Source organism: Rhizobium hidalgonense, from assembly GCF_002914525.1.
Taxonomy (GTDB): domain Bacteria; phylum Pseudomonadota; class Alphaproteobacteria; order Rhizobiales; family Rhizobiaceae; genus Rhizobium; species Rhizobium hidalgonense.
On sequence record NZ_LODW01000048.1, the window covers coordinates 223,700 to 247,267 of the forward strand.

Here is a 23,568-nt window from a genome sequence, read left to right on the forward strand (position 1 = left end):
AAGGCCGCCGCATGTCGCTCGTGTTCTATGGGCATCCGCTCGCCTCCTTCTGCCACAAAGTGCTGATCGCGCTTTACGAAAATGGCACGCCCTTCGAAAACCGCCTCGTCGATCTCTCCGACGAAGCCTCGCGCGCCGATCTTTTCCGTTTCTGGCCGGTCGGCAAGATGCCGCTGCTGCGGGACGAAGCACGCGACAGCACGGTTCCCGAGACGTCGATCATCATCGAATATCTCGACCATTATTATCCCGGCCCCGTTTCCCTGCTGCCGCTGGAAATCGACCGAGCGCTGCAGGTCCGTCTCTGGGATCGCTTCTTCGACCATTATGTCCAGGCGCCGATGCAGACCATCGTCAGCAATCGCCGGCGCCCCGAGGGTAAGGAGGACGAGACAGAGGTGGCCGCCTGCAAGACGACGCTTGCCACCGCCTATGCGATGATCGAAAAACAGCTCTCCGAGAGCTCATGGATCTCGGGCGAGGCCTTCACCATGGCCGATTGCGCCGCAGCCCCCGCCCTCTTCTACGCCGAGACTCTGGTCCCCTTTTTGGAGGAGCAGCCAAAACTTCGCGCCTATTACGACCGGCTTCTCGCTCGCCCATCCTTTGCAAGGGCGCTGGAAGAGGCCCGCCCCTATTTCAAATTCTATCCCTACCATGACAGGCTGCCCAGCCGCTTCCGGAATACCGCGGGATGATCGACGGCCAGGCGGGTCTCGACCGCATGTTTCACGCGCTTTCCGACCGCAGCCGTCGCGGCATGATCGACCGCCTCGGCCGCGGCCCGGCTTCCGTCACCGAGCTGGCCGCGCCGCTTGCGGTCGCCCTGCCGACGGTGATGAAACATCTGCAGGTGTTGGAGGAAAGCGGCCTCGTACTCTCCGAGAAATCCGGCCGGGTGCGAACCTACCGCCTGCAGCAGGACGCGCTTGCCGCCGTCGAACGCTGGGTGGAACAGCGAAAGAGCCGCTGGACCACCACCTTCGACAGGCTGGATCAATATCTCGCCGAAGAACCGGAGACCTTTTCCGAATGACGACACGATCCGAGGAACACGCCACCCTCGTCATCGAGCGCCGCCTGAAGGCGCCGGTCGCCCGTGTCTTCCGTGCCTGGTCGACACCGGAGGCCAAGCGCCAATGGTTCGCCTGCCACGGCGAATGGACGCCGCTGGAATACAGGCTCGATTTCCGCCCCGGCGGTACAGAGCGGAACCACGTCGCCGATACCGACGGGCTTCTGCACGCCTATGACGCCCACTACATCGATATCGTGCCCGATGCCCGCATCATCTATGCCTATGAGATGAAACTTGGCGAAACCCGTATCTCCACCTCGCTTGCCACCGTCGTCTTCGAAGCCGAACCCGCCGGCACCAGAATGGTCTTCACCGAGCAGGTGGTCTTTCTCGATGGCTACGCCGACAACGGCGCCCGCCTCCAGGGCACCGAGATCGGCCTCGACAATCTCGAACTCTTCCTCGAGCGCGAGGCGAGCCCGATCCATTAGCCAGACCTGGCCTCAGCCGCTTGTTTTCTTCCGGGAGGCGGCTGCCTTTGCTGAGGTGTTCAGCGCTGCGGCGGCGCGAAAGAGCGCCTTCAACGCCTCCTCGTCGATCTCATCGCCCTCATGGAAATCGATGGCGCGCCTCGTGTTACCGTCAAGGCTGGAATTGAAGAGACCGGAAGGGTCCTGCAATGAGGCGCCCTTGGCAAAGGTCAGCTTCACCGCGCTCTTATAGGTCTCGCCGGTGCAGATGATGCCGGAACGTTCCCACACCGGAACCCCTCGCCACTTCCATTCCTCCACCACCTCCGGCTCGGCCTGCTTGATGAGCGCACGGACCCGGGCGAGCAGCTCGCCGCGCCAATCGCCGAGTTCCGTGATCCTCATGTCGATCAGCTGAGACGGGGAGGCTCCCGCGTTTGCTTCCCCGGAATCGTTCTTCTTCATGGCTGCTGTCGCTTTCTTCATGGTTCCTCCCGCCCGTCATTCGAGGGTCATTGGTTGCTACATCCGTTCGCCGGGCAATTGGCTTGCCTGCTCCACCCAGGCGGCAAGCTGGGCTTCATCGATTTCGTCGTCCTCGCGGATGTCGAGGTAGCGGACTTCCTTCTGCTTGGAATGGCCGGGCGGCAGAGGCTGCAGCGACGCACCCCGGAAGAATGCCACCTTGACGTATTTGGTGAAGCAATGAATGCCGAGGAACCAGCCCTCCCCTTCGATGCCGTAGAAGGGCGAGTTCCATTTGACCGCCTTGTACACATTGGGCACGGTGCGCGTGATCAGTACATCGAGGCGGCGCCCGACGTCGCTTTTCCAGCCCGGCATCGCGGCGATATAGGCCTGCACCGGAGCGTCGCCGTAGCCCTTGGGGATTTGCGGGTTGCCGCCCGAGAGAAGCTTCGCCTCTGCCGCGGTCGGCTCGGCGGCTATCTTCTGTCCGACCTTCGCTGCGGTCTTGGAGGTCTTGCCGGCCATTGCCTTCACTCCTATCTCCCGCCCCACCTGACGGCATAGCGCAGCGCCTCGGTAGACCGGTCGCGAGAAGCACGCCGAGCGGCAGCAGCGCCAAGAGGCCTGCCCAGACGGCCAATTGCTATAGCACCGCGATCATATTGAGAATGACCGCCATGGTAAAGGCAAGGGACGGCCAGTGGATCTGCCGCGACCCTTTGTTGAAGTTCAATCGGACCTTCCCGTTAAAGTCAGTCCGGGCGTGGGCAGGCTCACTCTATCCGCGCCAACACCTGCTCCAGATTTGCAAAGAACCGCGGCCACCCGGCCTTGGCGCCACCGTAAGCCAGCCGCTGACCGGGCTGGAAGCCCGACTGCTCCATCCGCAAATGCGTGCCCTCGCTGGTCGGGGTGAGTGTCCAGGTGACGACACTTTCGAGGCCATGGGCTCCCCACGTGTAGGACAGTGTCCTATTCGGCTCGACCTCCAGGACCTGGCACTCGACGGAGCCCCAGTCGGCGCTGAAATTGAAGCGATGGTCGACCGCAGGCTTGAAGTCGTTCTTCATCAGCCACTCCTCGATCAGGTGTGGTTGGGTAAGCGCGCGCCAGATCTTTTCCGTGGGATAGGCGATCTCGCGCTCGACGACTACGGAGCGCATTTCGGTCGGGGTATCAGTCATTGATCCATCCTTTTCAGCAAATCTTCGAGGTCGTCGAAGCGGCTTTGCCAGAAGTGTGCCATCTCTCTCGTCCAGTCGATCAGCGGGGCAAGCGCGCCGAGCTGCGCACTATAATGCGTCTGCCGCCCCTCATGACGATCGCGCACCAAGCCGGCTTGCTTCAATATTCCGAGATGTTTCGATACAACCGGTTGCGAAACCCCGGCCCGAGCCGTCAAAGCCCCGACCGTCTTTTCCCCTTCCCGGCACAACCGCTCGAACAAAGCCCGCCGCGTCGGATCGGCGAGTGTTTTGAAGAGCGCGTCTTGGGCGTCGGACATTCGGTATTCATACCCCATTGACTATGGATCTACGTATAGCCACAGAGGTATACGTACGTCAAGCGGCGAACGGATGGTGAAAGGACAAGTTTGCCCAGGCATTGGCGAACGAGGAACGTGCGTCGCTCTCGCGAGGTCCTTGCTTGAAGTCAGCATAGCTCATTGGCTATGCATGGATGCGTTTCCGTCTCGATGGTCGCAGGGGCAAGATTGTGATCAAAGCCCACCAACGGCTTGGATCAATGCCCGCCGTCGGTACCGAGGATTGCAGCAAGCAGGCGGCCTTCTAGCTCGGCCAGGCCGGGATGGCCGTGCCGGCGTGGATGCGGATAGGGAATGGAAAGATCGAGCGCGATCCGTCCCTCGTCGAGCACGATGACCCGGTCCGCGAGATGCACCGCCTCGCTGACATCGTGGGTGACGAGCACGGCGGTGAAGCCAAGTTCACGCCAGACGCGGTTGATGAGTTCCTGCATGCTGATCCGCGTCAGCGCATCGAGCGCGCCTAGCGGCTCATCGAGCGCCAGCACGCCCGGACGGCTCACCAACGCGCGCGCCAGCGCCACCCGCTGCCGCTGCCCGCCGGACAGCCGCGCCGGCCATTCGCCAGCCTTTTCGCCAAGCTGGACTTCGGAAAGCACGGCCTCGGCCGCCTTCATTGCGCTTCGCCTGTCGATGCCGTCGCCGAGGCCGACCACGACATTGTCGGCGACGCTGAGCCAGGGCAGCAGCCGCGGCTCCTGGAAAACGATGCGCGCATTCGGGCTGGCCTCAACACCGTCGGCATCCTCGAAACGCAGGTCGCCGGCGTTCGGCTCGTCGAGGCCCATCACGATGCGCAACAGCGTGCTCTTGCCGCAGCCGCTCTTGCCGATCACGGCGACGAACTGGCCGGCTGGAATATGCAGGTTGATGCCGCGGAGCACGCGGTTGGCGCCGAAGCTCTTTTCGAGCCCGGTCAGGCTGATTGCCGCAGCGCCCGCTCCGGCCGTCGGCGCGGTGTCGCGCTCGTAAACGAGTTCCTCAGCGACGGCGTGAAAACGCTCACGGGTGTTCACGGTCATGCGCGTCTCTCCTATTTCTGGTAGACCGGGTTCCAGGCGAGCAGCCGCTGCTCCAGAACCCTGGCGATGACATCGGCAAGCTTGCCGAGCACGGCATAGATGACGAGCGCGAGCACGACTATGTCAGTCATCATGAATTCGCGGGCATTGTTGGCCATGTGGCCGATGCCTGAGGACGCGGCGATCGATTCCGATACGATCAAGGTCAGCCACATGATACCGAGCGCATAGCGGAGGCCGACGAAGATCGACGGCAGCGCACCCGGAAAGATCACCTTGCGGAACAGCGTCCAGTTCCCCATGCCATAGACTCTTCCCATCTCGATAAGATCGCGGTCGACATTGCGCACGCCGTGATAGGTGTTGAGATAAACGGGAAAGAGCACACCGAGCGAGGTCAGGAACAGCTTCGATTCCTCGCCGATCCCAAACCACAGGATGACGAGCGGGATCATCGCCAGATGTGGAATGGTGCGCAGCATTTGCAGCGTCGTATCTGTCAGCTGCTCCGAAATGCGCGACACGCCATTGGCGATACCGAGCAGGAATCCGATCGAGCCGCCGACGAGAAGGCCGGCAAAAGCGCGGCCGGCGCTGACCAGCACGTCGTTCGGCAGCTGGCCGGAAACGGTCGTCGACCAGAAGGCGAGAGCGACATCGGCCGGTGATGGCATGATGCGCGAGGAGATCAATCCGGCCGAGGAGGCAAGCTGCCAGAACGCCACGATCGCCATCGGCACCAGATAGGGTATCAGCTTCTCCCGGCGGGGCAGCGGCAGGCGGAAACCCGTCTTTGCGGCCTCCTCGGCAGCGACCGATCGTACGAACGGAGTATCGAAAGTCGACATGCATTGTCCTCGCGCTTATCAGGAGCAGGATACCGAAAGCCGTGTACGGCTTTCGGCGGTTTCACGCTCTTTGCTCGGGCTTAGGAGCCGGAGACGACTTTCAGATTGCCGCCATGGCTGCCGCCCGCAAAGACCTGCTTGCGGCCGAACTCGTTGTGGAAGCCCAGGCGCTGCTGCTCACGAGTGATGCCTAGTTCGGGGAAAAGCAGTTCGGCGACGCGATAGGCCTCTTCGAGATGCGGATAGCCGGAGCCGATCACGGTATCGATGCCGATCTCCTGATATTCGCGAAGGCGCGCAGCCACCGTCTGCGGCGAACCGACCAGCGCCGTGCCAGCGCCGGCGCGCACCAGGCCGACGCCGGCCCAGAGGTTCGGCGAAACTTCGAGCTTGTCGCGACGGCCGCCGTGAAGGGCAGCCATACGCTTCTGACCAACCGAGTCGGATTCGTGGACGAAACGCTCCTGCGCCTCACGGATCGTATCGTCGTCGAGATGGCGGATCAGCCGTTCGGCGGCCTCCCATGCTTCCTCGTCAGTCTCGCGCACGATGAAGTGCAGGCGGATGCCGAAGCTCACTTCGCGGTCGCGCTCGGCAGCGGCATTGCGCACCTTGGCGATCTTTTCGGCCACCTGCGCCGGCGGTTCACCCCAGGTCAGGTACTTGTCGACGCGGCCGACCGAGAAATCGATGCCGGCATCCGACGAGCCGCCGAAATAGAGCGGCGGGCGCGGGTTCTGCACGGAGGGAAAGCCGAGCCGCGCATTGGTCGCCTTGATGTATTTGCCGTCGAAGCTCGCCCTGCCCTTCTCCAGCAGTTCCTCGAAGACTGTGAAGAATTCCTCGGCATGGGCGTAACGTTCGTCATGCTCGAGATGGATGCCGTCCCCGGCAAGCTCCGCCGGGCTGCCGCCGACGACGATGTTGAGTAGCAGACGGCCGTTGGAGATCCGGTCCAGCGTCGTTGCCAGACGCGCGTAGTAGGCAGGCGAGGCCGTGCCGGGGCGGATCGCCACCAGGAACTGCAGCTTCTCGGTCTTGGCCGCGAGCGCCGCCGCAGTCACGAAAGACTCCTCGCAGGCAACGCCCGTCGGCAGCAGCACTCCGGAATAACCGAGCCGGTCGACCGCCTGGGCGATCTGCGTGAGATAGCCGATTTCCGGCGCGCGATTGAGATCGGCTGAGCCGAGATAGGTGCCATCGCCCGAGGTCGGGATGAACCAGAGGAAGTTGATGGGATCGGAAGTGGCGGTCATGGAAGACGGTCCTTTGCTGCGGAATTCAAAAATCTGAGTAGCTCGGGTAGCTGACAACGTCAGCTTTTCCAGAACTAGCTGGCCTTGGGGTGCCAGACGATGTCGCTGATCTTGAGTTTCTTCGGCACGATGCCGTGCGCGTGGAAATCGTCGGCAAGTCCCTGCTGGTAGGTGAGTGCCTGGTCGGGGAAGAGCGAGATTTTGCCGAGATCGGCCTGGCTACGCGTCAGTGTCACCCGCGTGATGGTTTCCGGCACGCCCGTTATCTCGGACAGCGCTTTCACAGTGCCGTCGAGATCGGCCTGGGCAGCGGCGCCTACCTTGGCGAGTTCGTCGATCACCTCGGCGATCACCTCAGGATTGGCTCCGGTGTAGGCACCATTGCCGAGGAAATAACCCCAATTATCGAGCAGGCCTTCGGAAGTCGTCAGTAGCCGCGTCTGAGGATCTGCCTCGGCGACGGCAAAGAACGGATCCCAGATCGCCCAGGCATCGATGCTGCCGGTCTTGAAGGCGGCACCCGCATCCGGCGGAGGCAGATCGATCTCGGAAATGTCGGAGCGCGACAGCCCGGCCTTAGCGAGAACCTTCAGGGCGAAATTATGCGCACTCGAACCGCGCTTGTAGGCCAATTTTTTGCCCTTCAGATCCTGAAGCGTCTGGATCGGCGAATCCTTCTGCACCAGCAGTCCATGGAAAGCCGCCGGGCCTCGATAGGCCCCGACATAGAGCAGGTCGCCGCCGGCCGCCTGGGCAAAAAGCGGCGGTACGTCACCGGAAACGCCGAAATCAAGCGCGCCGGCGCCGACCGCCTCGAGCAAAGGTGGGCCTGATGTGAACTCGTTCCATTCGACACTGACACCCTTGGCTGAAAGCCGTTTCTCCAGCGCGCCCGATGCCTTGGCAAGCGGCAGCACCCCGAACTTCTGCCAGCCGATACGCAGCGTCGTCGCTGCTCGTGCCGGGCGAATGCTTGGGAGGATCGCGGTGGCGGCGGAGGCTGTAAGAAGGCCGAGTGTCTGTCTGCGCGTGAACATCTGAAATATCCCTGTCGATCGAATGGCGATTGGTGTCCGCCTCCTGTTGAGGATATTGACATAGACTACCAATTAGATCGACAATATCAATTTGCCATTCTAATCCGCTTCGGAGAATAATTTTTCGCGCGAGGCGGCATGGAGGCCCTCCCCATGCCGCCTCGCGCAAATCATGGCCCAAGCTGAAAAATCAACTTGCCCCGGCAACTAATGCATGTCGCCCGGAAGTGTGCAGCGTTTCCGGGGTTACAACATGCATCAGAACAAGAAGCTAAAATGCGTCGCATGGATCAAGTTTGATGCGACGCGCTTTAGCTGGCCTTGGGACGCCAGATGATATCGCCGGTCACCAGCTTCTTCGGCACGATGCCGAGATTATAGAATTCGTCGGCGAGACCCTGCTGATAGGCGGCGGCAGCGTCGGTGATCGTCGAGACGCTACCAAGATCGGTGCCCTTGCGCGTCGCCGTCACGCGCGTCACTTCGACCGGCACGCCGGTGATCTCGGAAAGTTCCTTCACCGTCTCGTCGAGATTGCTCTGTGCCGACTTGCCGACCTTGGCAAGCTCGTCGATGACATCGACAATCACCTGACCGTTGGCATCGGTGAAATTGCGGTTGGCGAGGAAGAAACTGTAGGAGTCGACGATGCCTTCGGCGGTCGTAAGGACACGCGTCTCCGGATCGGCTTCTGCAATCGCCAGATAGGGGTCCCAGATCGACCATGCATCGATGCTGCCGTTCTTGAATGCGGCCGCCGCATCCGGGGGTGAAAGATCGATCTGCTCGACATCCTCGGGCTTGAGACCCGCGTGGCGTAAGACCTTGATTGCAACGTTGTGGGCGCTCGAGCCGCGCTTGAAGACGACCTTCTTGCCCTTGAGGTCCTCAAGTGTCTTGATGGGCGAATCCTTGCGCACCAGGATGGCCGACGCCGCAGGGCTGCCGCGGTAGAGGCCGACATAATAGAGCTGCGCCCCCGCGGCCTGGGCAAAGAGCGGCGGCACATCGCCGGTCGCGCCGAAATCGAGAGCGCCGGCGCCGAGCGCTTCGAGAAGCGGTGGGCCTGAGGTGAATTCCGACCAACTGACGGTAATGCCGCGATCGGCAAGCCGCTTTTCAAGGGCGCCGCGACGCTTGGCAAGCGCCAGCACACCGTTCTTCTGCCAGCCGATACGAAATTCCGTGGCGGCGGCGCGTGCCGGCTTCATGGCGGGCAACAACCCTACGGCGGCGGCCGCACCGAAAAGTCCAAGCGTCTGTCGACGTGAAATCATGATTATCCCCTACTTGAACGGTGCCGGAACTGCTTTCGGTTGGCCGGTTTGTCCGTTGTGACAATTCATGATGATGAAATCTATATTTTATATCGACAATTTTATTTGTGAGATTCCGCCTTTGATGAAATTTTGCCGACCGGAAATTGCCCCTTAAGCGGAATTTTTTTCCACGCGGCCACTATTCTGTCTTCACCGTCCCTGCCGGGGCTCGGCGGCCAGCCGCTCCGGGATGCGGCTGGGGCCGCCAGCGAGCCGCGTCGCAAGCGGATCGACCATGCGCCAATAGGGCGTCACCGTCGACACAGGCTCCCCCTTCTCCAACACGCCAAAGGCAAGCTCGACGATCGCGCGCAAATGCCGCTGCACGGTCACCGGGCAGCAGGCGCCAGCTCCGTATTGAACAGCGAGACGGCGGCGGAGAACGCCAAGTTCCGTGCTGCCCCTGCCGGTGCCGATCGAATCAGCTCGGTGACCATCTGCTGCGATGTAATAAGCTTCGACTGCATTCCACTGCGGCCCTTGCGCCGCGGCTCGATCGTCGGAACGTCGCGCACATCACCCCCCCGGAAACATTTGCCTGGTTCTCATCTAGGGTTGAGGCCAACGGTGACCAGCCTCATATCCATCTGTCGCAAGGAAGTCCGTCTTCACGGCTTTTCTGCCCCGGCCGTTTCGGTTAATCCTCAGGGCCTCGCACTCCGGATAAGGACAGGACATATGGCTAAAGTCGCATTCATCGGTCTCGGCGTCATGGGCTTTCCCATGGCCGGTCATCTGAAGACGAAGGGCGGCCACGACGTCACCGTCTACAATCGTACGGCCGAAAAAGCCGCTGCCTGGGCGGAGAAATTCTCCGGCAAATCCGCCCCCACCCCGGCCGAAGCCGCCGCGGGCGCCGATTTCGTCTTCGTCTGCGTCGGCAATGACGAAGATCTCCGGTCCGTGACATCGGGCAAGGGCGGCGCTTTGCATGGCATGAAGCCGGGTTCGGTGCTGATCGACAACACCACCGCTAGCGCCGAGGTCGCCCGCGAACTTTATGCCGCGGCAAAAGAAAAAGGCGTCGACTTCATCGATGCTCCGGTCTCGGGCGGCCAGGCCGGTGCTGAAAACGGCGCCCTGACCGTGATGTGCGGCGGCGACGAGACCGTTTTCGAACGCGCCAGGCCAGTCATCGACGCCTATGCCCGAATGGTCGGTTTGATGGGGCCGGCAGGTTCTGGCCAACTGACCAAGATGGTCAACCAGATCTGCATCGCCGGGCTCGTCCAGGGGCTTGCCGAAGGGCTGCATTTCGGCAAGCGCGCCGGTCTCGATATCGAAAAGGTCGTCGAGGTGATTTCCAAGGGGGCCGCCGGCTCCTGGCAGATGGAAAACCGCCACAAGACCATGAACGCCGGAAAATATGATTTCGGCTTCGCGGTCGACTGGATGCGCAAGGATCTCGGTATCGTGCTCACCGAAGCCCGCCGCAACGGCGCCAAGCTGCCGGTCACCGCGGTCGTTGACCAGTTCTACGGCGACGTCCAGGCGATGGGAGGCAACCGCTGGGATACATCCTCGTTGCTCGCCCGCCTCGAAAAATGATCACGTCAGCCTCCGACGCAGCCGAACTGATCGCCCATCTCGAAACGCTGCGTTCAGAGGAAAATGTCGCCGGCATGGCGCGCTTCGGCATTGTCACGAACCGCGCCCTCGGAATCTCCAATTCCGATATCAGGGCAATCGCCCGACTGGCGAAGAAGAATCACGCCAGAGCGGTCGAACTCTGGCAAAGCGATATCCGTGAAGCCCGCCTGCTCGCACTCTGCACTGCCGAGCCGAAGCGGTTGACGGCGGAAGAAGCCCGCAATTGGGCCAATGATTTCAGTTCGTGGGAGATCGTCGATTGCGCCGCCGATCTCTTCGTCGAGGCCCGGCTGGACGATCTCATCTCAGAATTCGCCGCCGACGAGCGCGAATTTGTCAGGCGCACTGCCTTCGCCATGATTGCCGGCGCCGCCGTGCATCGGAAGAAGGAGCCCGACGCAACCATCTTTGCGTGGCTGCCGCTGATCAAGGCCTATTCCCGCGACCCGCGAAACTTCGTGCGCAAGGCGGTCAATTGGGCGCTGCGCAGTATCGGCAAGCGCAATCTCGCCTGCCATGCACCGGCGCTCGCCCTCGCAAGAGCTCTGGCCGAAAGCCCCGACAAAACGGCCCGCTGGATCGGCAAGGATGCAGTCAAGGAACTGGCCGGCGAAAAGCTGCTGGCACGGCTGAAATAAACGCATGCCCGGTTCCCTTCTCCGTCTATGCTGCTTCTTCAATGCTGCCGGGATTTTTCGACCAGGAAATCGATCAGCACCCGCACTGCCGGCGGCATGCCCTTGGCTGTGGTGAAGACGATATAGAACTGGCTCTCCTCCGACTGCCAATCCGGCAGCACCCGCACCAGCTTGCCGGCCTGGAGATCGGCTTCGCAGGCGCTTTCGAGCAAAAGCCCGAAGCCGAGACCGGCACGGGCCGCGTCGAGGATGGCGGTCATGCTGCGGCAGGTGAGCCGCGGCTGATGCCGAATGACTCGTTTGGCGTCATTCGGACCGATCAATTCCCAGCTGTGAAAAGACACCCATGAAGTCATCGCCAGCGTCGGAAGGTCGGCCAGTTCGTCCACACAATTCAGGCCACCGGTGCGCTCCACCAGCGCCGGACTTGCGACGAGAATACGCCGTACCCGGTCGAGCTTGCGCATCGTCAGGCTCGTCTGCGTCTCCGGCTCATTGGTCGCTCTCACTTCAAGATCGATCCGTTCATTGATGAGGTCGGCGCGCCGGTCGGAGCCGATGATCTGCAATTTGATCTTCGGATAACGCTCCAGGAATTCAGGCAGGATTCCGCCGACCGAGATGTCGACGAGACCGAGCGGGCAGCCCATCCGCACGACGCCTTGCGGATCGGATTGAGCCTCGCTGACGATTGACTTGGCGCGATCGGCCTCCTGCAAGATGGTCTGGCATCTTTCGTAGAAAGCCTGGCCGATCTCCGTCACCCGGAAGTGACGAGTCGAGCGTTCTATGAGCCTTGCGCCAAGCCCGTCCTCAAGCCGGCTGACCCGCCTGCTCAACTTCGAACGCGGTATCTTGAGATCGCGACTTGCAGAAGCAAAACCGCCGCTGGAGACGACAGCGGCGAAATAATAGTAATCGTTGAGATCGTCCATAAGAACAACCTGTCCGCGAGAAGGAATGAAAGCCCAGCCCCTGCAAGGGTTGTATCCCCTCTCCAAAAAAGCTGTAATCACATTGTCGGCATTGGATTTGCTTTTCGCACCCTGTTGCGACAAAGCCAGCCGGCGGCAAATACGGCTCGCGCGACGCAGCTGATCGACAGACAAGCTCGCTTGAAAATAGAAATAGGGGTGCCTCGATAACAAGGCTGGCAAGAAGCCCGGGTGCGATCAGCAACGAACCGGTTCGGTTACCTGAAAAGGTTTTTGAGAGACTGCCCGGAGGACTGTGCGTTAAAAACGCTGCAAGGACGGTCCGGCAGGGAAGACCGGACCCGTCCCCGTAGCTGATCGGAGGTCACTCGGATCAGAAACTGATTTGAAGCGCCCCCGGTCCGAAGACCGGGAGCATCCAGTATTTGGATTAGAACGAACGCTGCAGACGGAAGTAGCCCGTCGTGGAGTCGTCGCCATCATCCGGATCGAGGTACTGAACCGAAGCCTTGGCGTAGAAGTTGTCGACGATCTGGTAATCAACCGTCAGACCGACCTTCCAAGCATCGCCGAGACCGTCGAAGTCATCCGGAACAGCCTTGCCACCGCCGAAGTAGTTGCCGTAGTACTGAACGGCCGGGGTGATCTTCAGCTTGTCGGTTGCCTTGATGGCGTATTCGGCAGCGATAGCCCATTCAGCCGACGAGTAGTAGGAGTTCGGGCCGGAAGAATATACGCCAGCGAGGCCGAGCGTGCCGGGGCCGATGTCAACCGTACCCATTGCGCGGATTGCGCCGTCTTCATTGTCGAAGTCCCAGCCGCCGGTAACCTGGTAGCTGAATGCACCTGCCGTGCCGCCGACGCCGAAGGCAACGCCAACGTTGTTGGCTTCTTCATCAGCCTTGTAAACGCCGTCTTCCAGTTCGTCGACGCTGAGGCCAGCGTAGAAGGTGCCGCTTTCATACTGATAGCGCATGGAGTTGTGCAGCGTTACAACCGAGCCGATGTCGTCGGTTTCGCCGGAGAGGCCATCGTCCCACCAGCTGTAGAAGAGACCAGCGCGGAAGCCCGCGATGTCGAGGTAAGCGGAGTCGAGAATGGCTTCCTGATCGGTGGCATTGTCAGCATTGAACTGCATGACGATGACGCCGGTCAGCGGACCATACTCGGTGTCGCTCTTGGCCGTGAACTGAACCTGACCGCGGGTAACTGCATCCCAATCAGAATCGTTGTCACCACCTGGCTGGTCGCCAACGTTGACCTGGAAACGGATGTAGCCTTCGATCTTGAGGCAGGTTTCGGTGCCCGGGATGTAGAAGTAGCCGGTGCCGTAAGCGTCGCAGACGCGAACATATTCAACCGGTTCCGGCTCGGCAGCAACGATAGCGTCAGCTGCAAGAACCGGCGTCGATGCAGCAAATGCTGCTGCTGATGCAAGCAAAACCATTCTGATGTTCATTTACCAATCCATTCCTTTGTCGATCGGGGCTGGCTTCCAATCGGGTAGTCGATTTGAAGCCGGCCCAGTTTGAACAGCCATCTCGGCGTGCGGATCGATCGAACCGCCAAACCGTCATCCCATACACCGGCTTATCAAGCAATTCTCGATACACGTGAGATGGGCCCACCGAAGCTACTTTCCCCGTAGGCGTGATTTTTATACAACAATTTCAATTATCTAGGCCAAAAACAAGCCAAGCGGCCCCGCGACGGAAATCCTCCACCGCAAGCCGCAAACGCTATACCCCATCTGTCGAATTCTCCACCGTTCGACCCCCGTCGAACATTATTGGTGAAGTGTATAAACTCTACCGCCGGCCAATCAACACATACAAGGCAGCGGTTTAGAACATAGTGTCCTGAATTCGATACCAATGAGACGAAATGATGACACAACGCTCACGGGTTCTCGGTCAACATAGCCCCGCATTCGTTACCAGGCTATTTATTTTTTTGAATTTGGTGAGATTCGAGCGTTTTTTCGCTATTTCCAGGGCCTTTCTGCAGTTGCGACCACTTTCGCCCACTCCACGCGCCGCGATCGGCGCACTCAAATGTGGCCGGATTGCCTCAGACACTCAATCCTGGCGCGATTTGCGTGCGGCTGCAGGCCGCACGGCGGTTCAGTCCTCGTTGGATTTGGCGTTGTCGAGAATCATGTAGTCGAGCGGCAGTTGCGTCGAATACTTGATTTGCTCCATCGCAAAGGCGGAGGAGACGTCGCGAATCTCGATCTTGGCGATCATCCGCTTATAAAAAGCGTCATAGGCGGCGATATCGGGCACGACGACTCGCAGGAGATAGTCGACATCACCGCTCATCCGGTAGAATTCCACCACTTCGGGGAACTCGGCAACCACCTCGGAAAAGCGGCGCAGCCATTCGATCGAGTGGGTGGCAGTGCGAATCGACACGAAGACGGTGACTTTCGTGTTGACCTTCTCCGGATCAAGGATGGCGACTCGCCGCTTGATGACGCCGTCTTCTTCCATTTTCTGGATACGCCGCCAGCATGGCGTCGTCGAAAGCCCCACTTTCTTGGCAAGATCGGCAACGGCAAGGGTCGAATCTTCTTGCAGCAGACGCAGTATTTTGCGGTCGAGGCGGTCCATGCGCACAACAGTCCTTTCGAATTATTTTTCTTTGTATAGCGCGATTCCGCGCAACGAAAAGAATTTTGTTTCAGGAAAGCAGTATTTTCGTCCGCTCTCGCAGGACCGGGAGCAGTTCCTTTTCGAACCAGGGATTACGCTTCAGCCAGCCGCTGTTGCGCCAGCTCGGATGCGGCAGCGGCAGCACCGCCGGCGACCGGTTCGACAGAAGGCTGTCCCGCCATGCCCGTACCGTCTCTGTCATATTATCCAACCGCTCGCCCGCCATATGCCAGGCCTGCGCATATTGGCCGATGACCAGCAGCAGTTCGATCTGCGGCATGGCGGCAATCACCCTTTGCCGCCAGAACGGCGCGCATTCGCGACGCGGCGGCAGATCCGCACCCTTGTCGTCATAGCCGGGAAAGCAGAACCCCATCGGCACGATGGCGAATCGGTCGCGGTCATAGAAGCTTTCCCTGTCAACGCCGAGCCAGGACCGCAGCCGGTCGCCTGAAGTATCGTCGAACGGCAGGCCGCTCTCATGCACCCGAAGCCCGGGCGCCTGCCCGGCGATCAGGATGCGCGCGGTGGACGAAATCACGGCCACCGGCCGCGGCTCGTGCGGCAGCCGATATGCGAGACCTTTCGCCGGCGCGTCACGACAGATGCGGCAGGCGGCGATCTCCAGTCGCAACATCTCCAGCGTGGCTTCGTCGGTCATGGCTTCACTCCCATCCGACGATTCGTCTGATGAAGCGCAACGGGCCGCCGGAGTCGGAACTCTGGCGCGCATGGTCGCGCACATCGCGCGGCCGCTCGAAAGTGCCGGCCCAGAGGCCCGCCTTCGCAGCCCTCGCCTCGGCCTCCTCCCTGCCATAACCGCCATAGGAGATCGCCATGCCCCGGCGCACCATGGCGGCGTTGATGTCGCCGGCCATCCCGCTCCGGCAGATGACAAGCAGCCTGTCGTAGCGGTCGCGCCGGCTGCCCTGGCAAAGCGTTCCCGATGCCAGGACCATGCCCTGCAGCGCCTCGCGCGCCGCGCGCCCGCAGGCCCAGGCATGTCCCGCCCGCTCGCAGCTCTGGTTAAGTTCCGGTGCATCGATACCTTCGAGGCGCAAGCGTGCGGCTCCCAACGTCAGACTGTCGCCATCGGCAGCATGGAAAGCGCCCGCATGCTCAATTCTTGCTGCATCGTTGAATTTGGCGGCAATCAGCGCCAGGAGCACCAGCAGGGCAAAAGCGGTCACGCCGTCGCGAATCAGGCGCAGGCTCCGTGTCACGCTTTCGCCTCCTTAAAAAACAAATCCTTGGCAAAGATGGCAAACATCTTCTTAAGAATTGCCGGTTAAGCTCTTATCCACCCTGGGATGAAGTTTCAACGTGCACATGAGTACCGGCGTAAGCACATCGACCGACAAGATTATCGTCGACAGGTCGCGCAGCCACCGCAACAAGGCCGTTTCCAAGGCCGTGCGGCAAACGCGCGAACGTCTGCAGTCCGGCCATGCCTCCAATTCCTCCTTTGATCGTGACGTGCTCAAGATGTATGTGGCGTCGATGCTGCAGGGCGCGACGATCATGCCGCTCTTCATTGTCATCATCACCGCGCTTGGCGTTTATTTCACTCAAGATACGCGATTGCTTTTCTGGGCGCTGCTGACGCTCACCTGCCACACCGGCAATATCCTGCTTGCGCGGCGGGCCCGCAGGCAGGAAATCACCGCCGAGAGCGCCCGCAAATGGCGCCGCCTGTTGCTGCTCGGCCAGTTCATGATCGGCTGCTGCTGGGCGGTGTTCGCGCTGCAGGGCTGCGACACCTGCGAGCCTTCGAGCTTCATCCTTTATAAGGGTGCGACGCTGCTGATCGCGCTCTCCGTCACGGCGATGTCCAATTTCATGCTGACGCCGGCCGTGCTCGTCGCCTTCGCGCCGGCGATCCTGGCGCTCGCCGCCAAGAGCGGCCTGTCGCGCGACCTGCTCGAAATCAGCCTGACGGGCCTCTTCACCAGCACCCTTGTCTTCTTCAACTATATCAGCGACCGGCTGTTCAAGTCGAACCTCAAGATCCTTTCCTACCAGTCGGAGAAGGACGACCTGATCGCCGAGCTTGAAGTGGCGAAATCGATGTCGGACGAGGCGCGCCGCCGCGCCGAAGAGGCAAACCTCGCCAAGTCCCGCTTCCTCGCCTCCATGTCGCACGAGCTCAGGACCCCGCTCAACGCCATCCTCGGCTTCTCCGAGGTTATGTCAGCCGAAGTCATGGGGCCGCTCGCCAATCCGACTTATAAGGAATATGCCGGCGACATTCACCGCTCCGGCCAGCATCTGCTCGATCTCATCAACGAGATCCTCGACCTCTCCCGCATCGAGGCCGGCAAATACGAACTGAGCGAGGAAGCGATTTCGCTGCTCGATATCACCGAAGATTGCATCGGCATGGTCCAACTGCGCGCCCGCGCCAAGAACATCGCCATTTCGGATCAATTCGAGCGGCAGTTGCCGGCCATCTGGGCGGACGAGAAATCGATGCGCCAAGTGGTGCTCAACCTTCTCTCCAATGCCGTCAAGTTCACGCCGCAGGGCGGCGAAATTCACGTCAAGGTCGGCTGGACTGCCGGCGGCGGTCAGTACATCTCTATCAAGGACAATGGCCCCGGCATTCCGGAAGAGGAAATTCCCGTCGTCCTGTCGGCCTTCGGCCAGGGCTCGATCGCCATCAAGAGCGCTGAACAGGGCACCGGTCTCGGGCTGCCAATTGTCCAGGCGATCCTTGCCAAGCATGACGGACAATTCCTGCTGAAATCGAAGCTGCGCGAGGGCACTGAGGTCATCGCAATCCTGCCAGCCAAACGCGTGCTGCAGAGCCTGCCGGCTGTGGAAGAGGCTCAGGCGGTCGCGCGCAAGCGTAAGAGTTTTGCCTGATTCAGCGCAAGCAGGCTGACATCATGCTTCAATTTGTTGGAGCCGTGGCTGAGCCGGATCGGCCTAAGTCATGCGAGGGTGAAAAACAGGTGCTTGGCGAGGACGAAGCCCAGATAGAGGCAGCAGGCGGCAATCATGCAGCTCACCGCGAAAGAGCCGAGATCCTTGGCATGTTTGCCGACGATCGAAATCTCCGGCGAAATCCGGTCGATGACCTCCTCGACGGCGGTATTCATCGCCTCCATCGAAAACAGCCCGAGAAACAGGACCACCGCAACGACGATCTCGCCGGCGCTCGCCCCCACTAACGCCAGCGCTGCGATCGAAACGACGAAGAAACCAAGTTCCTGGCGGAAGGCTGCCTCTCTCAGAACGCGCAGGAAGCCTGCCCAGGAATAGCTGGCGGCGGCGGTGAAATGCCGAAATCCGGTCTCTTTCGTCACCGCAGGCTTCGTCAAGGCGCCCTCCCTCTTGCAGACCGGGAAAGGCTTTGCCGCCCCGTTTGATGACCGAATACGCAGATACCGAATCCACCCGGGCGGCGCAAGCAAAGCCGCGCGGGCTCAGTCTTTGTTGGTCACACCGGCCTGGGCGAAGGTCGCCATGCCGGAATGGCAGGCGGCGGCGGCTTTGACGATGCCGGCGGCGAGCGCCGCCCCGGTGCCTTCGCCGAGCCGCATGCCAAGCGCCAGAAGCGGCGTCTTGCCGAGCATCTCGATTGCGCGCAGATGTCCGGGCTCGGCCGAAACGTGGCCGATCAGGCAATGGTCGAGCGCAGAGGGATTGGCAGCCTTGAGGATCGCCGCCGCGGCGGTCGCGACATAACCATCGATCAGCACCGGGATCCGCTCCATGCGGGCGGCAAGCATGGCTCCGGCCATCGCCGCAATCTCGCGGCCGCCGAGCCGGCGCATGATTTCCAGGGGATCGTCGAGATGGTCGCTATGCAGCGCCACCGCCTTTTCCACCGCCGCGACCTTGCGCTCCAGCATCTCGCCTTCCGAACCGGTGCCGGGTCCGACCCAGTCGCGCGCCGAACCGCCGTAGAGCGCGTAGTTGATCGCAGCCGCAATCGTCGTATTGCCGATGCCCATTTCGCCGATGCAGAGCAGGTCGGTGCCGCCGGCGATCGCCTCCATGCCGAAGGCCATGGTCGCGGCGCAATCGCGCTCGGAAAGCGCTGCTTCCTCGGTAATGTCGCCGGTGGGGTAATCGAGCGCCAGATCGAAGACTTTCAGCCCGAGATCATAGGCGACACAAATCTGGTTGATCGCGGCCCCCCCGGCGGCAAAATTCTCGACCATCTGCTGCGTTACCGCCGGCGGAAAAGGCGTAATGCCTTGCCTGGTGACGCCGTGATTGCCGGCAAAGATCGCCACCAGCGGCCGGTTGACGGCAGGTGTGCGGCCCGTCCAGGCGGCAAGCCAGAAGGCGATTTCCTCGAGCCGTCCGAGCGCGCCCGGCGGCTTGGTCAGTTGCGCGTCGCGTTCGCGCGCCGCCACCAGCGCAAGGGCATCCGGCCCCGGCAGATCGCGGAGCAGGGTACGGAAATCGTCGAACGGCAGGCCTGAAACGCTCATCTGTGCGGTTTTCCTATGAATCCGGGTATTCTTGTTTTCACGCAAACCACTTGTTTGCGTCGAGCAAATCAGCTTCTTTGCGGGTCGCACTCTCTTAAAGCGGGCCGACGGGGCGAACAACACCAAAAGCGCCGCCGCGACCATAAGCCGGGCCGTAAGCGGAAACCTTGGGCAGAACGAAGCAGAATGAAGATCAAGGACCATGCGGTCGATACCGCCCGCGCCGTCGCCTTCCTCAGCCGCATTCCCATGCCGCACTCGCTGTTCAAAACCTATGACGGCCGGCTCGGCCGGCTGGTGCGCGCCTTTCCTTTCGCCGGCATCGTCATCGGCTTTGTTCCCGCGCTCGCCTTGCTCCTGCTTTTGGGGCTGCGCGCCGATCCGCTGATGGCGGCCCTCATCGCCCTTTGCATCCAGGTTGTCGTCACCGGCGCGCTGCACGAGGACGGCCTGGCCGATACCGCCGACGGCATCGGCGGCGGCAAGAGCCGCGAGCAGAGCCTCGACATCATGAAGGACAGCCGGATCGGCACCTATGGCGCGATAGCGCTGATCCTCTCCTTCGCGATCCGAGCCGCAGCACTTGCCGCCATCGCCCGCCACGCCTCGCCGCTCACGTCAGCCCTTGCCATTCCGGCCGTCGCAGCACTCAGCCGCGGCGCCATCGCCTGGCACTGGCAGCGGCTGCCGCCGGCCAAGGCCGATGGCGTCGCCGCCTCGACCGGCCAGCCGGACGAGGCGGCGATGCAGTTTGCGCTCGCCGCGGCCGGGCTCGTCGCAGCGCTTCTGATCTGGCCGGCCTTCGGCCTGCGGCCGCTGGTCGCAAGCCTGCTCGCCGCCGGCATCACAGCACTTGCCTTTACCGCCTTCATCCGCCGCAAGCTTGCCGGCCACACCGGCGACACGCTGGGCGCGACGCAGCAAATTTGCGAGATTGCCGCGCTTTGCGCCCTTGCCACGGCTCTTTGAAACTCCGATATGTCCTGCATGCAAACACCCTGCATTCACCTCTGCTCGCTGGTTTCAGCCACCGGATTTTGCGCCGGATGCGGCCGGACTCTTGAGGAAATCGGCAGCTGGGTGAGCTACTCCGACATTGAACGAAGACGGATCATGGCCCTGCTGCCGGCAAGGCTTGCAAGCGCTGTAGCGGTATCGAACCACATGGAAACAGGCTCCGCCAGCGGGCCGGAGCAGGCTTTATGATCCGTTTGACCGTCTTCCTCGTCGTGATCGGCATCGGCCTTGCGGTGCTGATCGTCAACCATGACAAAGGCAGTATCCTCGGCCTGCAGAGCGACGACTTCGTCCGCGTCGTCTATCTGCTGCCGATCGCGCTGATGCTGTCGGCCGGCATCTGGGCGAGCCGGCGCAGCCCTGGTGAGACGATGCGCCAGATGATGATCTGGCTGGTGATCATCCTGGCGCTCGTGACCGTCTATCTCTATCGTCAGGACGCGCTCGGCGTCGGCAACCGGCTGCTTGCCGGCCTCGTTCCCGGCCGCGCCATCGTCGTCACCACAAGCGAAGGCGGCCAGGAGATCATCCTGCACAAACTGCTGAACGGCCATTTCGAGGCCGATGTCGCCGTCAACGGTCAGACGATCGAAATGCTCGTCGATACCGGCGCCAGCATGGTGGCGCTGTCCCGCGAAGACGCCGAGCGGATCGGCATCGACCTCTCCCGCCTCACCTATTCCATGACCGTCATGACCGCCAACGGCCGCGGCCGCGCAGCACCCGTCACGCTCGACCAGGTGGCGATCGGCCCGATCGTCCGCAACAATGTCGCAGCCAGCGTCGCCGAGGACGGCCGGCTCGACCAGAGTCTACTCGGCATGAGCTTCCTGGAAACGCTGGGTTCGCTGCAGATGCAGACCGACGAACTGCGCATACGCGATTGAACCCGGCGCAGCTTTACGCCGGCATTCGGATCTGTCACCTTCAAGCGCAAAAACAAGACCACAAAGAGCAAAAAGAAACTCCTAGTCTGGTGGCACCGCATGTTCGACCGGCTTTCGCCCAAGGCGAAGCCTTGCCCCATGGGTGCGACAGGAGTTTCGCGATGAATTCACTCTGGCCGATCGTCATCGGCGGCATTTTGCCCGCCATGTTCTGGGGCATCACCGCCATCTTCCAGAAGCAGAGCGCCACGGCTGCCACCGGCTCTGCCATCTATCTGATCGCCTTCGGCGCCGCCTGTGCGCTGGCCGGCCTGATCGTCGCACTGATCTGGCGCCCGGCCCCCTGGACGGCCGAAGGTATCGGATTTGCCGCCACCGCAGGCGCCTGCTTCGCTCTCGGCACCGGCCTGATCAGCTTCGCGCTTTTCGCCTATGGCGTCCCGGTCTCCAAACTCGCCCCGATCTGGAGCTGCAACGTGCTGGTGACGCTGGCAATCAGCGCTGTCTTCCTCGGCGAAGCCTCCGAGGTCAACCTGATGCAGCTTGCCGCGGGCACCCTCCTCATCCTGTCGGGCGCCCTGCTCGTCAGCAGTGCATGAGGGGGGAAACTGGCCCAACACAGACTGGCCCTTCGTCGCCAAACGCTCCTGCATTGCAGCACGTTCTGCTTTGTTGATATCCTGCGTCAAGGCGCCTGCGCGCCCACCGGAGCTCGAGATGAATCCACGACAATTGAAGACATTCCTTGCGGTCATCCGGCATGAAAATCTCACGCGCGCCGCGGCCGAGGTCAATCTCGCCCAGTCGAGCCTCAGCGATCAGATACAGGCGCTGGAAGAAGAGCTTGGCGCAGAACTCTTCCTCCGCTCCCGGCAGGGCGTTGCCCTGACAGCGGCGGGTGCGGCGCTGAAGACCTATGCGGAAGAAATCCTGGCGCTGAACGACGAGGCGAAGGGCGCCGTTCGTGCCGCCGCCGGCAACGCCGACCAGTCCGTCAGCGTGGGCACGCTTGAAACCATCGCCGCCGAAACTCTGGCGCCCTGGCTGTCGCTCTTTGGCAAGCAGAACCCGGGTCTTGGCCTGAAGCTCAAGATCGGCGGCAGCGGCGAATTGCGTACCCAATTGCATGACGGCTCGATCGACGTCGCCTTCACCTTCGATCGCGGGCAACAGGATGAGCGCTTCGCCACGCGCCGTGTCTCCAGCGAGCCGCTGGTGCTGATCGCCGGCCGTAATGCGCACGCCCGGCCACCCGAAAGCCTCGCGGCATTGAGCACTGCGCCCTTCATCGCCACCGAATCCGGCTGCGTTTACCGCCACTTGTTTGAGACTGCCTTTGCCGAGGCGGGTGTGCCCGCACCGCCTATCGTTACGGAAGCCGACAGTATCGCGACGATCATCCGGCTCGTTGCCTCAGGCGCCGGTTACGGGCTGGTCCCGGGTCTTGCTCTCGGGCCGTCCACGGCACGCGGCGATGTCATCGCGCTGCCATGGCCGGGTGAACCACCCACCGCCGCGCTGCTGATGATGTGGCGGCGCCGGCGCGTGCAGCCGCCGGCGCTCGCCCTCCTGCTGCAATCGGCAAGCAACAAACTCTTGCCGGCGGCAAGCGACGAACTGTCGCCGGTCAGACCAGCCGATGCCCGCCTTCGACATGCAGGATAGTGCCGGTGGTGAAGCCGTTGCCGATCAGGAAACGGATCGCGTCGGCAATATCCTCCGGCTGGCCGACACGGCCGGCCGGCAGGCGCTGCGCCATCGCCTCCAGTGTCGCCTGCTTGGCATCCCCGGCAACAAAGTTCCAGATCGATGTATCCACCCACCCCGGCGATACGGCATTGATGCGGATCGGCGCCAGTTCGACGGCAAGCGCCCTGACCAGGCCTTCGAGCGCCGCATTGACGGCTGCGACCACCGATCCGCGTGCCGCCGGCCGATAGGCCGCGACACCCGAGGTAAAGGTGATCGATCCTGATGGCGGCAGACGGGCCGCACCATATTTTGCGAGCAGCAGTGGCCCGTAGAACTTGCTCTCGACCACCCGTTGCGCTGCCGCGAGTTCGATCGATGGCAGCAACTGGTAGGCGCCTTCGATATCGGCCGCCGTACTGACGATATGGTCGACCGATCCGCTCTCTCGAAACAGCGCCGCCACGTCTTCCTCCCGCGCTATATCGACGACATGGGTTGCAAGCTTCGGATGCCCGCCGAGGTGACGGCACGCCGCAGCAAGCCTGTCTTCGCTGCGTCCCGCAATCGTCACCGATGCCCCCTCCTCAAGCAGGCGCATGGCAAGCGCCAGCCCCATGCCGGAGCTGCCGCCGACGATTACCACCTTCGCACCTTCGATCCCGATACCAGTCATCTCGCTTCTCCTTTTGGCTGGGGAGAGCAGATGCCGCGAACCGAAGCGGAAGA

The 23,568-nt window shown here is 61.8% G+C and carries 28 protein-coding genes and 1 pseudogene; 11 read left to right on the top strand and 18 right to left on the bottom strand.

Annotated features, from left to right (window positions below; all coding sequences use genetic code 11):
• Positions 1–11: 11 nt before the first annotated feature.
• From ATY29_RS10990 to ATY29_RS11000, 3 genes are read left to right on the top strand one after another with little or no spacing between them, the layout of a single operon-like run.
• Complete coding sequence (locus ATY29_RS10990; protein ID WP_003569163.1) at positions 12–698, top strand: glutathione S-transferase family protein; 687 nt, start codon at positions 12–14, stop codon at positions 696–698.
• Positions 695–1,036, top strand: coding sequence for an ArsR/SmtB family transcription factor (locus tag ATY29_RS10995; RefSeq protein WP_003569165.1), 342 nt, complete (start codon positions 695–697; stop codon positions 1,034–1,036). Before ATY29_RS10990 ends, ATY29_RS10995 begins: the two co-directional genes overlap by 4 nt.
• Positions 1,033–1,509, top strand: a complete 477-nt coding sequence (locus ATY29_RS11000; protein WP_097532722.1) for an SRPBCC family protein — start codon at positions 1,033–1,035, stop codon at positions 1,507–1,509. The genes ATY29_RS10995 and ATY29_RS11000 overlap by 4 nt, the downstream gene beginning before the upstream one ends.
• A gap of 12 nt (positions 1,510–1,521) precedes the next feature.
• Here ATY29_RS11000 and ATY29_RS11005 read toward each other — a convergent pair whose 3' ends face one another.
• From ATY29_RS11005 to ATY29_RS11050, 10 genes and pseudogenes are all read right to left on the bottom strand, one after another.
• Positions 1,522–1,974: a DUF1801 domain-containing protein gene (locus ATY29_RS11005; RefSeq protein ID WP_097532723.1), complete on the bottom strand. Its 453-nt coding sequence runs from the start codon at positions 1,972–1,974 to the stop codon at positions 1,522–1,524.
• A 36-nt stretch (positions 1,975–2,010) separates the two neighbouring features.
• Entirely contained in the window at positions 2,011–2,481 is a 471-nt protein-coding gene (locus ATY29_RS11010; RefSeq protein ID WP_025416370.1) for a DUF1801 domain-containing protein, read from the bottom strand.
• A 248-nt stretch (positions 2,482–2,729) separates the two neighbouring features.
• A complete protein-coding gene (locus ATY29_RS11015) occupies positions 2,730–3,140 on the bottom strand; it encodes an SRPBCC family protein (protein WP_025416371.1) in 411 nt (136 codons plus the stop codon).
• Positions 3,137–3,460, bottom strand: a complete 324-nt coding sequence (locus ATY29_RS11020; RefSeq protein WP_003569176.1) for an ArsR/SmtB family transcription factor — start codon at positions 3,458–3,460, stop codon at positions 3,137–3,139. Before ATY29_RS11020 ends, ATY29_RS11015 begins: the two co-directional genes overlap by 4 nt.
• A gap of 239 nt (positions 3,461–3,699) precedes the next feature.
• Positions 3,700–4,524 carry an ATP-binding cassette domain-containing protein gene (locus ATY29_RS11025; RefSeq protein ID WP_097532724.1) on the bottom strand — a complete coding sequence of 275 codons (825 nt, stop codon included), beginning with the start codon at positions 4,522–4,524 and terminating at the stop codon, positions 3,700–3,702.
• 11 nt (positions 4,525–4,535) lie between these two features.
• On the bottom strand, positions 4,536–5,372 hold the full coding sequence (locus ATY29_RS11030) for an ABC transporter permease subunit (RefSeq protein ID WP_003569180.1): 837 nt from the start codon (positions 5,370–5,372) through the stop codon (positions 4,536–4,538).
• Positions 5,373–5,452: 80 nt separating this feature from the next.
• Positions 5,453–6,628 (bottom strand): FMNH2-dependent alkanesulfonate monooxygenase, encoded by a 1,176-nt coding sequence (gene ssuD / locus ATY29_RS11035; RefSeq protein ID WP_097532725.1) that lies wholly within the window; start codon positions 6,626–6,628, stop codon positions 5,453–5,455.
• A gap of 74 nt (positions 6,629–6,702) precedes the next feature.
• Positions 6,703–7,665, bottom strand: coding sequence for an aliphatic sulfonate ABC transporter substrate-binding protein (locus tag ATY29_RS11040; RefSeq protein WP_097532726.1), 963 nt, complete (start codon positions 7,663–7,665; stop codon positions 6,703–6,705).
• Positions 7,666–7,976: 311 nt separating this feature from the next.
• Complete coding sequence (locus ATY29_RS11045) at positions 7,977–8,942, bottom strand: aliphatic sulfonate ABC transporter substrate-binding protein (RefSeq protein ID WP_097532727.1); 966 nt, start codon at positions 8,940–8,942, stop codon at positions 7,977–7,979.
• A gap of 192 nt (positions 8,943–9,134) precedes the next feature.
• Positions 9,135–9,499: pseudogene (locus tag ATY29_RS11050) on the bottom strand (hypothetical protein).
• A 163-nt stretch (positions 9,500–9,662) separates the two neighbouring features.
• Between ATY29_RS11050 and ATY29_RS11055 the strand changes: the two are divergent.
• Positions 9,663–10,532 (top strand): NAD(P)-dependent oxidoreductase, encoded by an 870-nt coding sequence (locus tag ATY29_RS11055; protein WP_003569190.1) that lies wholly within the window; start codon positions 9,663–9,665, stop codon positions 10,530–10,532.
• Complete coding sequence (locus ATY29_RS11060; RefSeq protein WP_003569191.1) at positions 10,529–11,212, top strand: DNA alkylation repair protein; 684 nt, start codon at positions 10,529–10,531, stop codon at positions 11,210–11,212. Before ATY29_RS11055 ends, ATY29_RS11060 begins: the two co-directional genes overlap by 4 nt.
• 38 nt (positions 11,213–11,250) lie before the next feature.
• Here ATY29_RS11060 and ATY29_RS11065 read toward each other — a convergent pair whose 3' ends face one another.
• From ATY29_RS11065 to ATY29_RS11090, 5 genes are all read right to left on the bottom strand, one after another.
• Positions 11,251–12,147, bottom strand: a complete 897-nt coding sequence (locus ATY29_RS11065) for a LysR substrate-binding domain-containing protein (protein ID WP_003569193.1) — start codon at positions 12,145–12,147, stop codon at positions 11,251–11,253.
• Between the two features lie 430 nt (positions 12,148–12,577).
• Entirely contained in the window at positions 12,578–13,606 is a 1,029-nt protein-coding gene (locus ATY29_RS11070) for a porin (protein ID WP_025416377.1), read from the bottom strand.
• Positions 13,607–14,270: 664 nt separating this feature from the next.
• Entirely contained in the window at positions 14,271–14,759 is a 489-nt protein-coding gene (locus tag ATY29_RS11080) for an Lrp/AsnC family transcriptional regulator (protein WP_003540387.1), read from the bottom strand.
• A 70-nt stretch (positions 14,760–14,829) separates the two neighbouring features.
• The gene (locus ATY29_RS11085) at positions 14,830–15,462 is read right to left on the bottom strand and encodes a uracil-DNA glycosylase family protein (protein ID WP_003564160.1); all 633 of its coding nucleotides are present in this window, start codon (positions 15,460–15,462) and stop codon (positions 14,830–14,832) included.
• Between the two features lie 4 nt (positions 15,463–15,466).
• Positions 15,467–16,024, bottom strand: coding sequence for a thermonuclease family protein (locus ATY29_RS11090; RefSeq protein ID WP_003564162.1), 558 nt, complete (start codon positions 16,022–16,024; stop codon positions 15,467–15,469).
• Between the two features lie 106 nt (positions 16,025–16,130).
• On the opposite strand from ATY29_RS11090, the gene ATY29_RS11095 reads away from it, so the two are divergent.
• The gene (locus ATY29_RS11095) at positions 16,131–17,666 is read left to right on the top strand and encodes a sensor histidine kinase (RefSeq protein WP_003564164.1); all 1,536 of its coding nucleotides are present in this window, start codon (positions 16,131–16,133) and stop codon (positions 17,664–17,666) included.
• A 68-nt stretch (positions 17,667–17,734) separates the two neighbouring features.
• Here ATY29_RS11095 and ATY29_RS11100 read toward each other — a convergent pair whose 3' ends face one another.
• Positions 17,735–18,124 carry a diacylglycerol kinase gene (locus ATY29_RS11100; RefSeq protein WP_003564166.1) on the bottom strand — a complete coding sequence of 130 codons (390 nt, stop codon included), beginning with the start codon at positions 18,122–18,124 and terminating at the stop codon, positions 17,735–17,737.
• 105 nt (positions 18,125–18,229) lie between these two features.
• The gene (gene cobT / locus ATY29_RS11105) at positions 18,230–19,246 is read right to left on the bottom strand and encodes a nicotinate-nucleotide--dimethylbenzimidazole phosphoribosyltransferase (RefSeq protein ID WP_097532728.1); all 1,017 of its coding nucleotides are present in this window, start codon (positions 19,244–19,246) and stop codon (positions 18,230–18,232) included.
• A gap of 186 nt (positions 19,247–19,432) precedes the next feature.
• On the opposite strand from cobT, the gene ATY29_RS11110 reads away from it, so the two are divergent.
• From ATY29_RS11110 to ATY29_RS11130, 5 genes are all read left to right on the top strand, one after another.
• A complete protein-coding gene (locus ATY29_RS11110) occupies positions 19,433–20,215 on the top strand; it encodes an adenosylcobinamide-GDP ribazoletransferase (RefSeq protein ID WP_097532729.1) in 783 nt (260 codons plus the stop codon).
• Between the two features lie 18 nt (positions 20,216–20,233).
• Complete coding sequence (locus ATY29_RS11115; RefSeq protein ID WP_097532825.1) at positions 20,234–20,452, top strand: DUF1289 domain-containing protein; 219 nt, start codon at positions 20,234–20,236, stop codon at positions 20,450–20,452.
• Entirely contained in the window at positions 20,449–21,150 is a 702-nt protein-coding gene (locus tag ATY29_RS11120; RefSeq protein ID WP_097532730.1) for a TIGR02281 family clan AA aspartic protease, read from the top strand. Before ATY29_RS11115 ends, ATY29_RS11120 begins: the two co-directional genes overlap by 4 nt.
• Before the next feature lie 161 nt (positions 21,151–21,311).
• Positions 21,312–21,749, top strand: coding sequence for a DMT family transporter (locus tag ATY29_RS11125; RefSeq protein ID WP_097532731.1), 438 nt, complete (start codon positions 21,312–21,314; stop codon positions 21,747–21,749).
• A 118-nt stretch (positions 21,750–21,867) separates the two neighbouring features.
• A complete protein-coding gene (locus ATY29_RS11130; protein ID WP_097532732.1) occupies positions 21,868–22,815 on the top strand; it encodes a LysR family transcriptional regulator in 948 nt (315 codons plus the stop codon).
• Here ATY29_RS11130 and ATY29_RS11135 read toward each other — a convergent pair.
• Positions 22,778–23,515: an SDR family oxidoreductase gene (locus ATY29_RS11135; RefSeq protein WP_097532733.1), complete on the bottom strand. Its 738-nt coding sequence runs from the start codon at positions 23,513–23,515 to the stop codon at positions 22,778–22,780. The genes ATY29_RS11130 and ATY29_RS11135 overlap by 38 nt on opposite strands.
• Positions 23,516–23,568 lie beyond the last annotated feature (53 nt).

Bases quoted from the DNA above. Each gene is read 5' to 3' on its own strand.
- ATY29_RS10990 (WP_003569163.1), top strand. From the start codon at position 12: ATGTCGCTCGTGTTCTATGGGCATCCGCTCGCCTCCTTCTGCCACAAA.
- ATY29_RS10995 (WP_003569165.1), top strand. From the start codon at position 695: ATGATCGACGGCCAGGCGGGTCTCGACCGCATGTTTCACGCGCTTTCC.
- ATY29_RS11000 (WP_097532722.1), top strand. From the start codon at position 1,033: ATGACGACACGATCCGAGGAACACGCCACCCTCGTCATCGAGCGCCGC.
- ATY29_RS11005 (WP_097532723.1), bottom strand. From the start codon at position 1,974: ATGAAGAAAGCGACAGCAGCCATGAAGAAGAACGATTCCGGGGAAGCA.
- ATY29_RS11010 (WP_025416370.1), bottom strand. From the start codon at position 2,481: ATGGCCGGCAAGACCTCCAAGACCGCAGCGAAGGTCGGACAGAAGATA.
- ATY29_RS11015 (WP_025416371.1), bottom strand. From the start codon at position 3,140: ATGACTGATACCCCGACCGAAATGCGCTCCGTAGTCGTCGAGCGCGAG.
- ATY29_RS11020 (WP_003569176.1), bottom strand. From the start codon at position 3,460: ATGTCCGACGCCCAAGACGCGCTCTTCAAAACACTCGCCGATCCGACG.
- ATY29_RS11025 (WP_097532724.1), bottom strand. From the start codon at position 4,524: ATGACCGTGAACACCCGTGAGCGTTTTCACGCCGTCGCTGAGGAACTC.
- ATY29_RS11030 (WP_003569180.1), bottom strand. From the start codon at position 5,372: ATGTCGACTTTCGATACTCCGTTCGTACGATCGGTCGCTGCCGAGGAG.
- ssuD (WP_097532725.1), bottom strand. From the start codon at position 6,628: ATGACCGCCACTTCCGATCCCATCAACTTCCTCTGGTTCATCCCGACC.
- ATY29_RS11040 (WP_097532726.1), bottom strand. From the start codon at position 7,665: ATGTTCACGCGCAGACAGACACTCGGCCTTCTTACAGCCTCCGCCGCC.
- ATY29_RS11045 (WP_097532727.1), bottom strand. From the start codon at position 8,942: ATGATTTCACGTCGACAGACGCTTGGACTTTTCGGTGCGGCCGCCGCC.
- ATY29_RS11055 (WP_003569190.1), top strand. From the start codon at position 9,663: ATGGCTAAAGTCGCATTCATCGGTCTCGGCGTCATGGGCTTTCCCATG.
- ATY29_RS11060 (WP_003569191.1), top strand. From the start codon at position 10,529: ATGATCACGTCAGCCTCCGACGCAGCCGAACTGATCGCCCATCTCGAA.
- ATY29_RS11065 (WP_003569193.1), bottom strand. From the start codon at position 12,147: ATGGACGATCTCAACGATTACTATTATTTCGCCGCTGTCGTCTCCAGC.
- ATY29_RS11070 (WP_025416377.1), bottom strand. From the start codon at position 13,606: ATGAACATCAGAATGGTTTTGCTTGCATCAGCAGCAGCATTTGCTGCA.
- ATY29_RS11080 (WP_003540387.1), bottom strand. From the start codon at position 14,759: ATGGACCGCCTCGACCGCAAAATACTGCGTCTGCTGCAAGAAGATTCG.
- ATY29_RS11085 (WP_003564160.1), bottom strand. From the start codon at position 15,462: ATGACCGACGAAGCCACGCTGGAGATGTTGCGACTGGAGATCGCCGCC.
- ATY29_RS11095 (WP_003564164.1), top strand. From the start codon at position 16,131: ATGAGTACCGGCGTAAGCACATCGACCGACAAGATTATCGTCGACAGG.
- cobT (WP_097532728.1), bottom strand. From the start codon at position 19,246: ATGAGCGTTTCAGGCCTGCCGTTCGACGATTTCCGTACCCTGCTCCGC.
- ATY29_RS11110 (WP_097532729.1), top strand. From the start codon at position 19,433: ATGAAGATCAAGGACCATGCGGTCGATACCGCCCGCGCCGTCGCCTTC.
- ATY29_RS11115 (WP_097532825.1), top strand. From the start codon at position 20,234: ATGCAAACACCCTGCATTCACCTCTGCTCGCTGGTTTCAGCCACCGGA.
- ATY29_RS11120 (WP_097532730.1), top strand. From the start codon at position 20,449: ATGATCCGTTTGACCGTCTTCCTCGTCGTGATCGGCATCGGCCTTGCG.
- ATY29_RS11125 (WP_097532731.1), top strand. From the start codon at position 21,312: ATGAATTCACTCTGGCCGATCGTCATCGGCGGCATTTTGCCCGCCATG.
- ATY29_RS11130 (WP_097532732.1), top strand. From the start codon at position 21,868: ATGAATCCACGACAATTGAAGACATTCCTTGCGGTCATCCGGCATGAA.
- ATY29_RS11135 (WP_097532733.1), bottom strand. From the start codon at position 23,515: ATGACTGGTATCGGGATCGAAGGTGCGAAGGTGGTAATCGTCGGCGGC.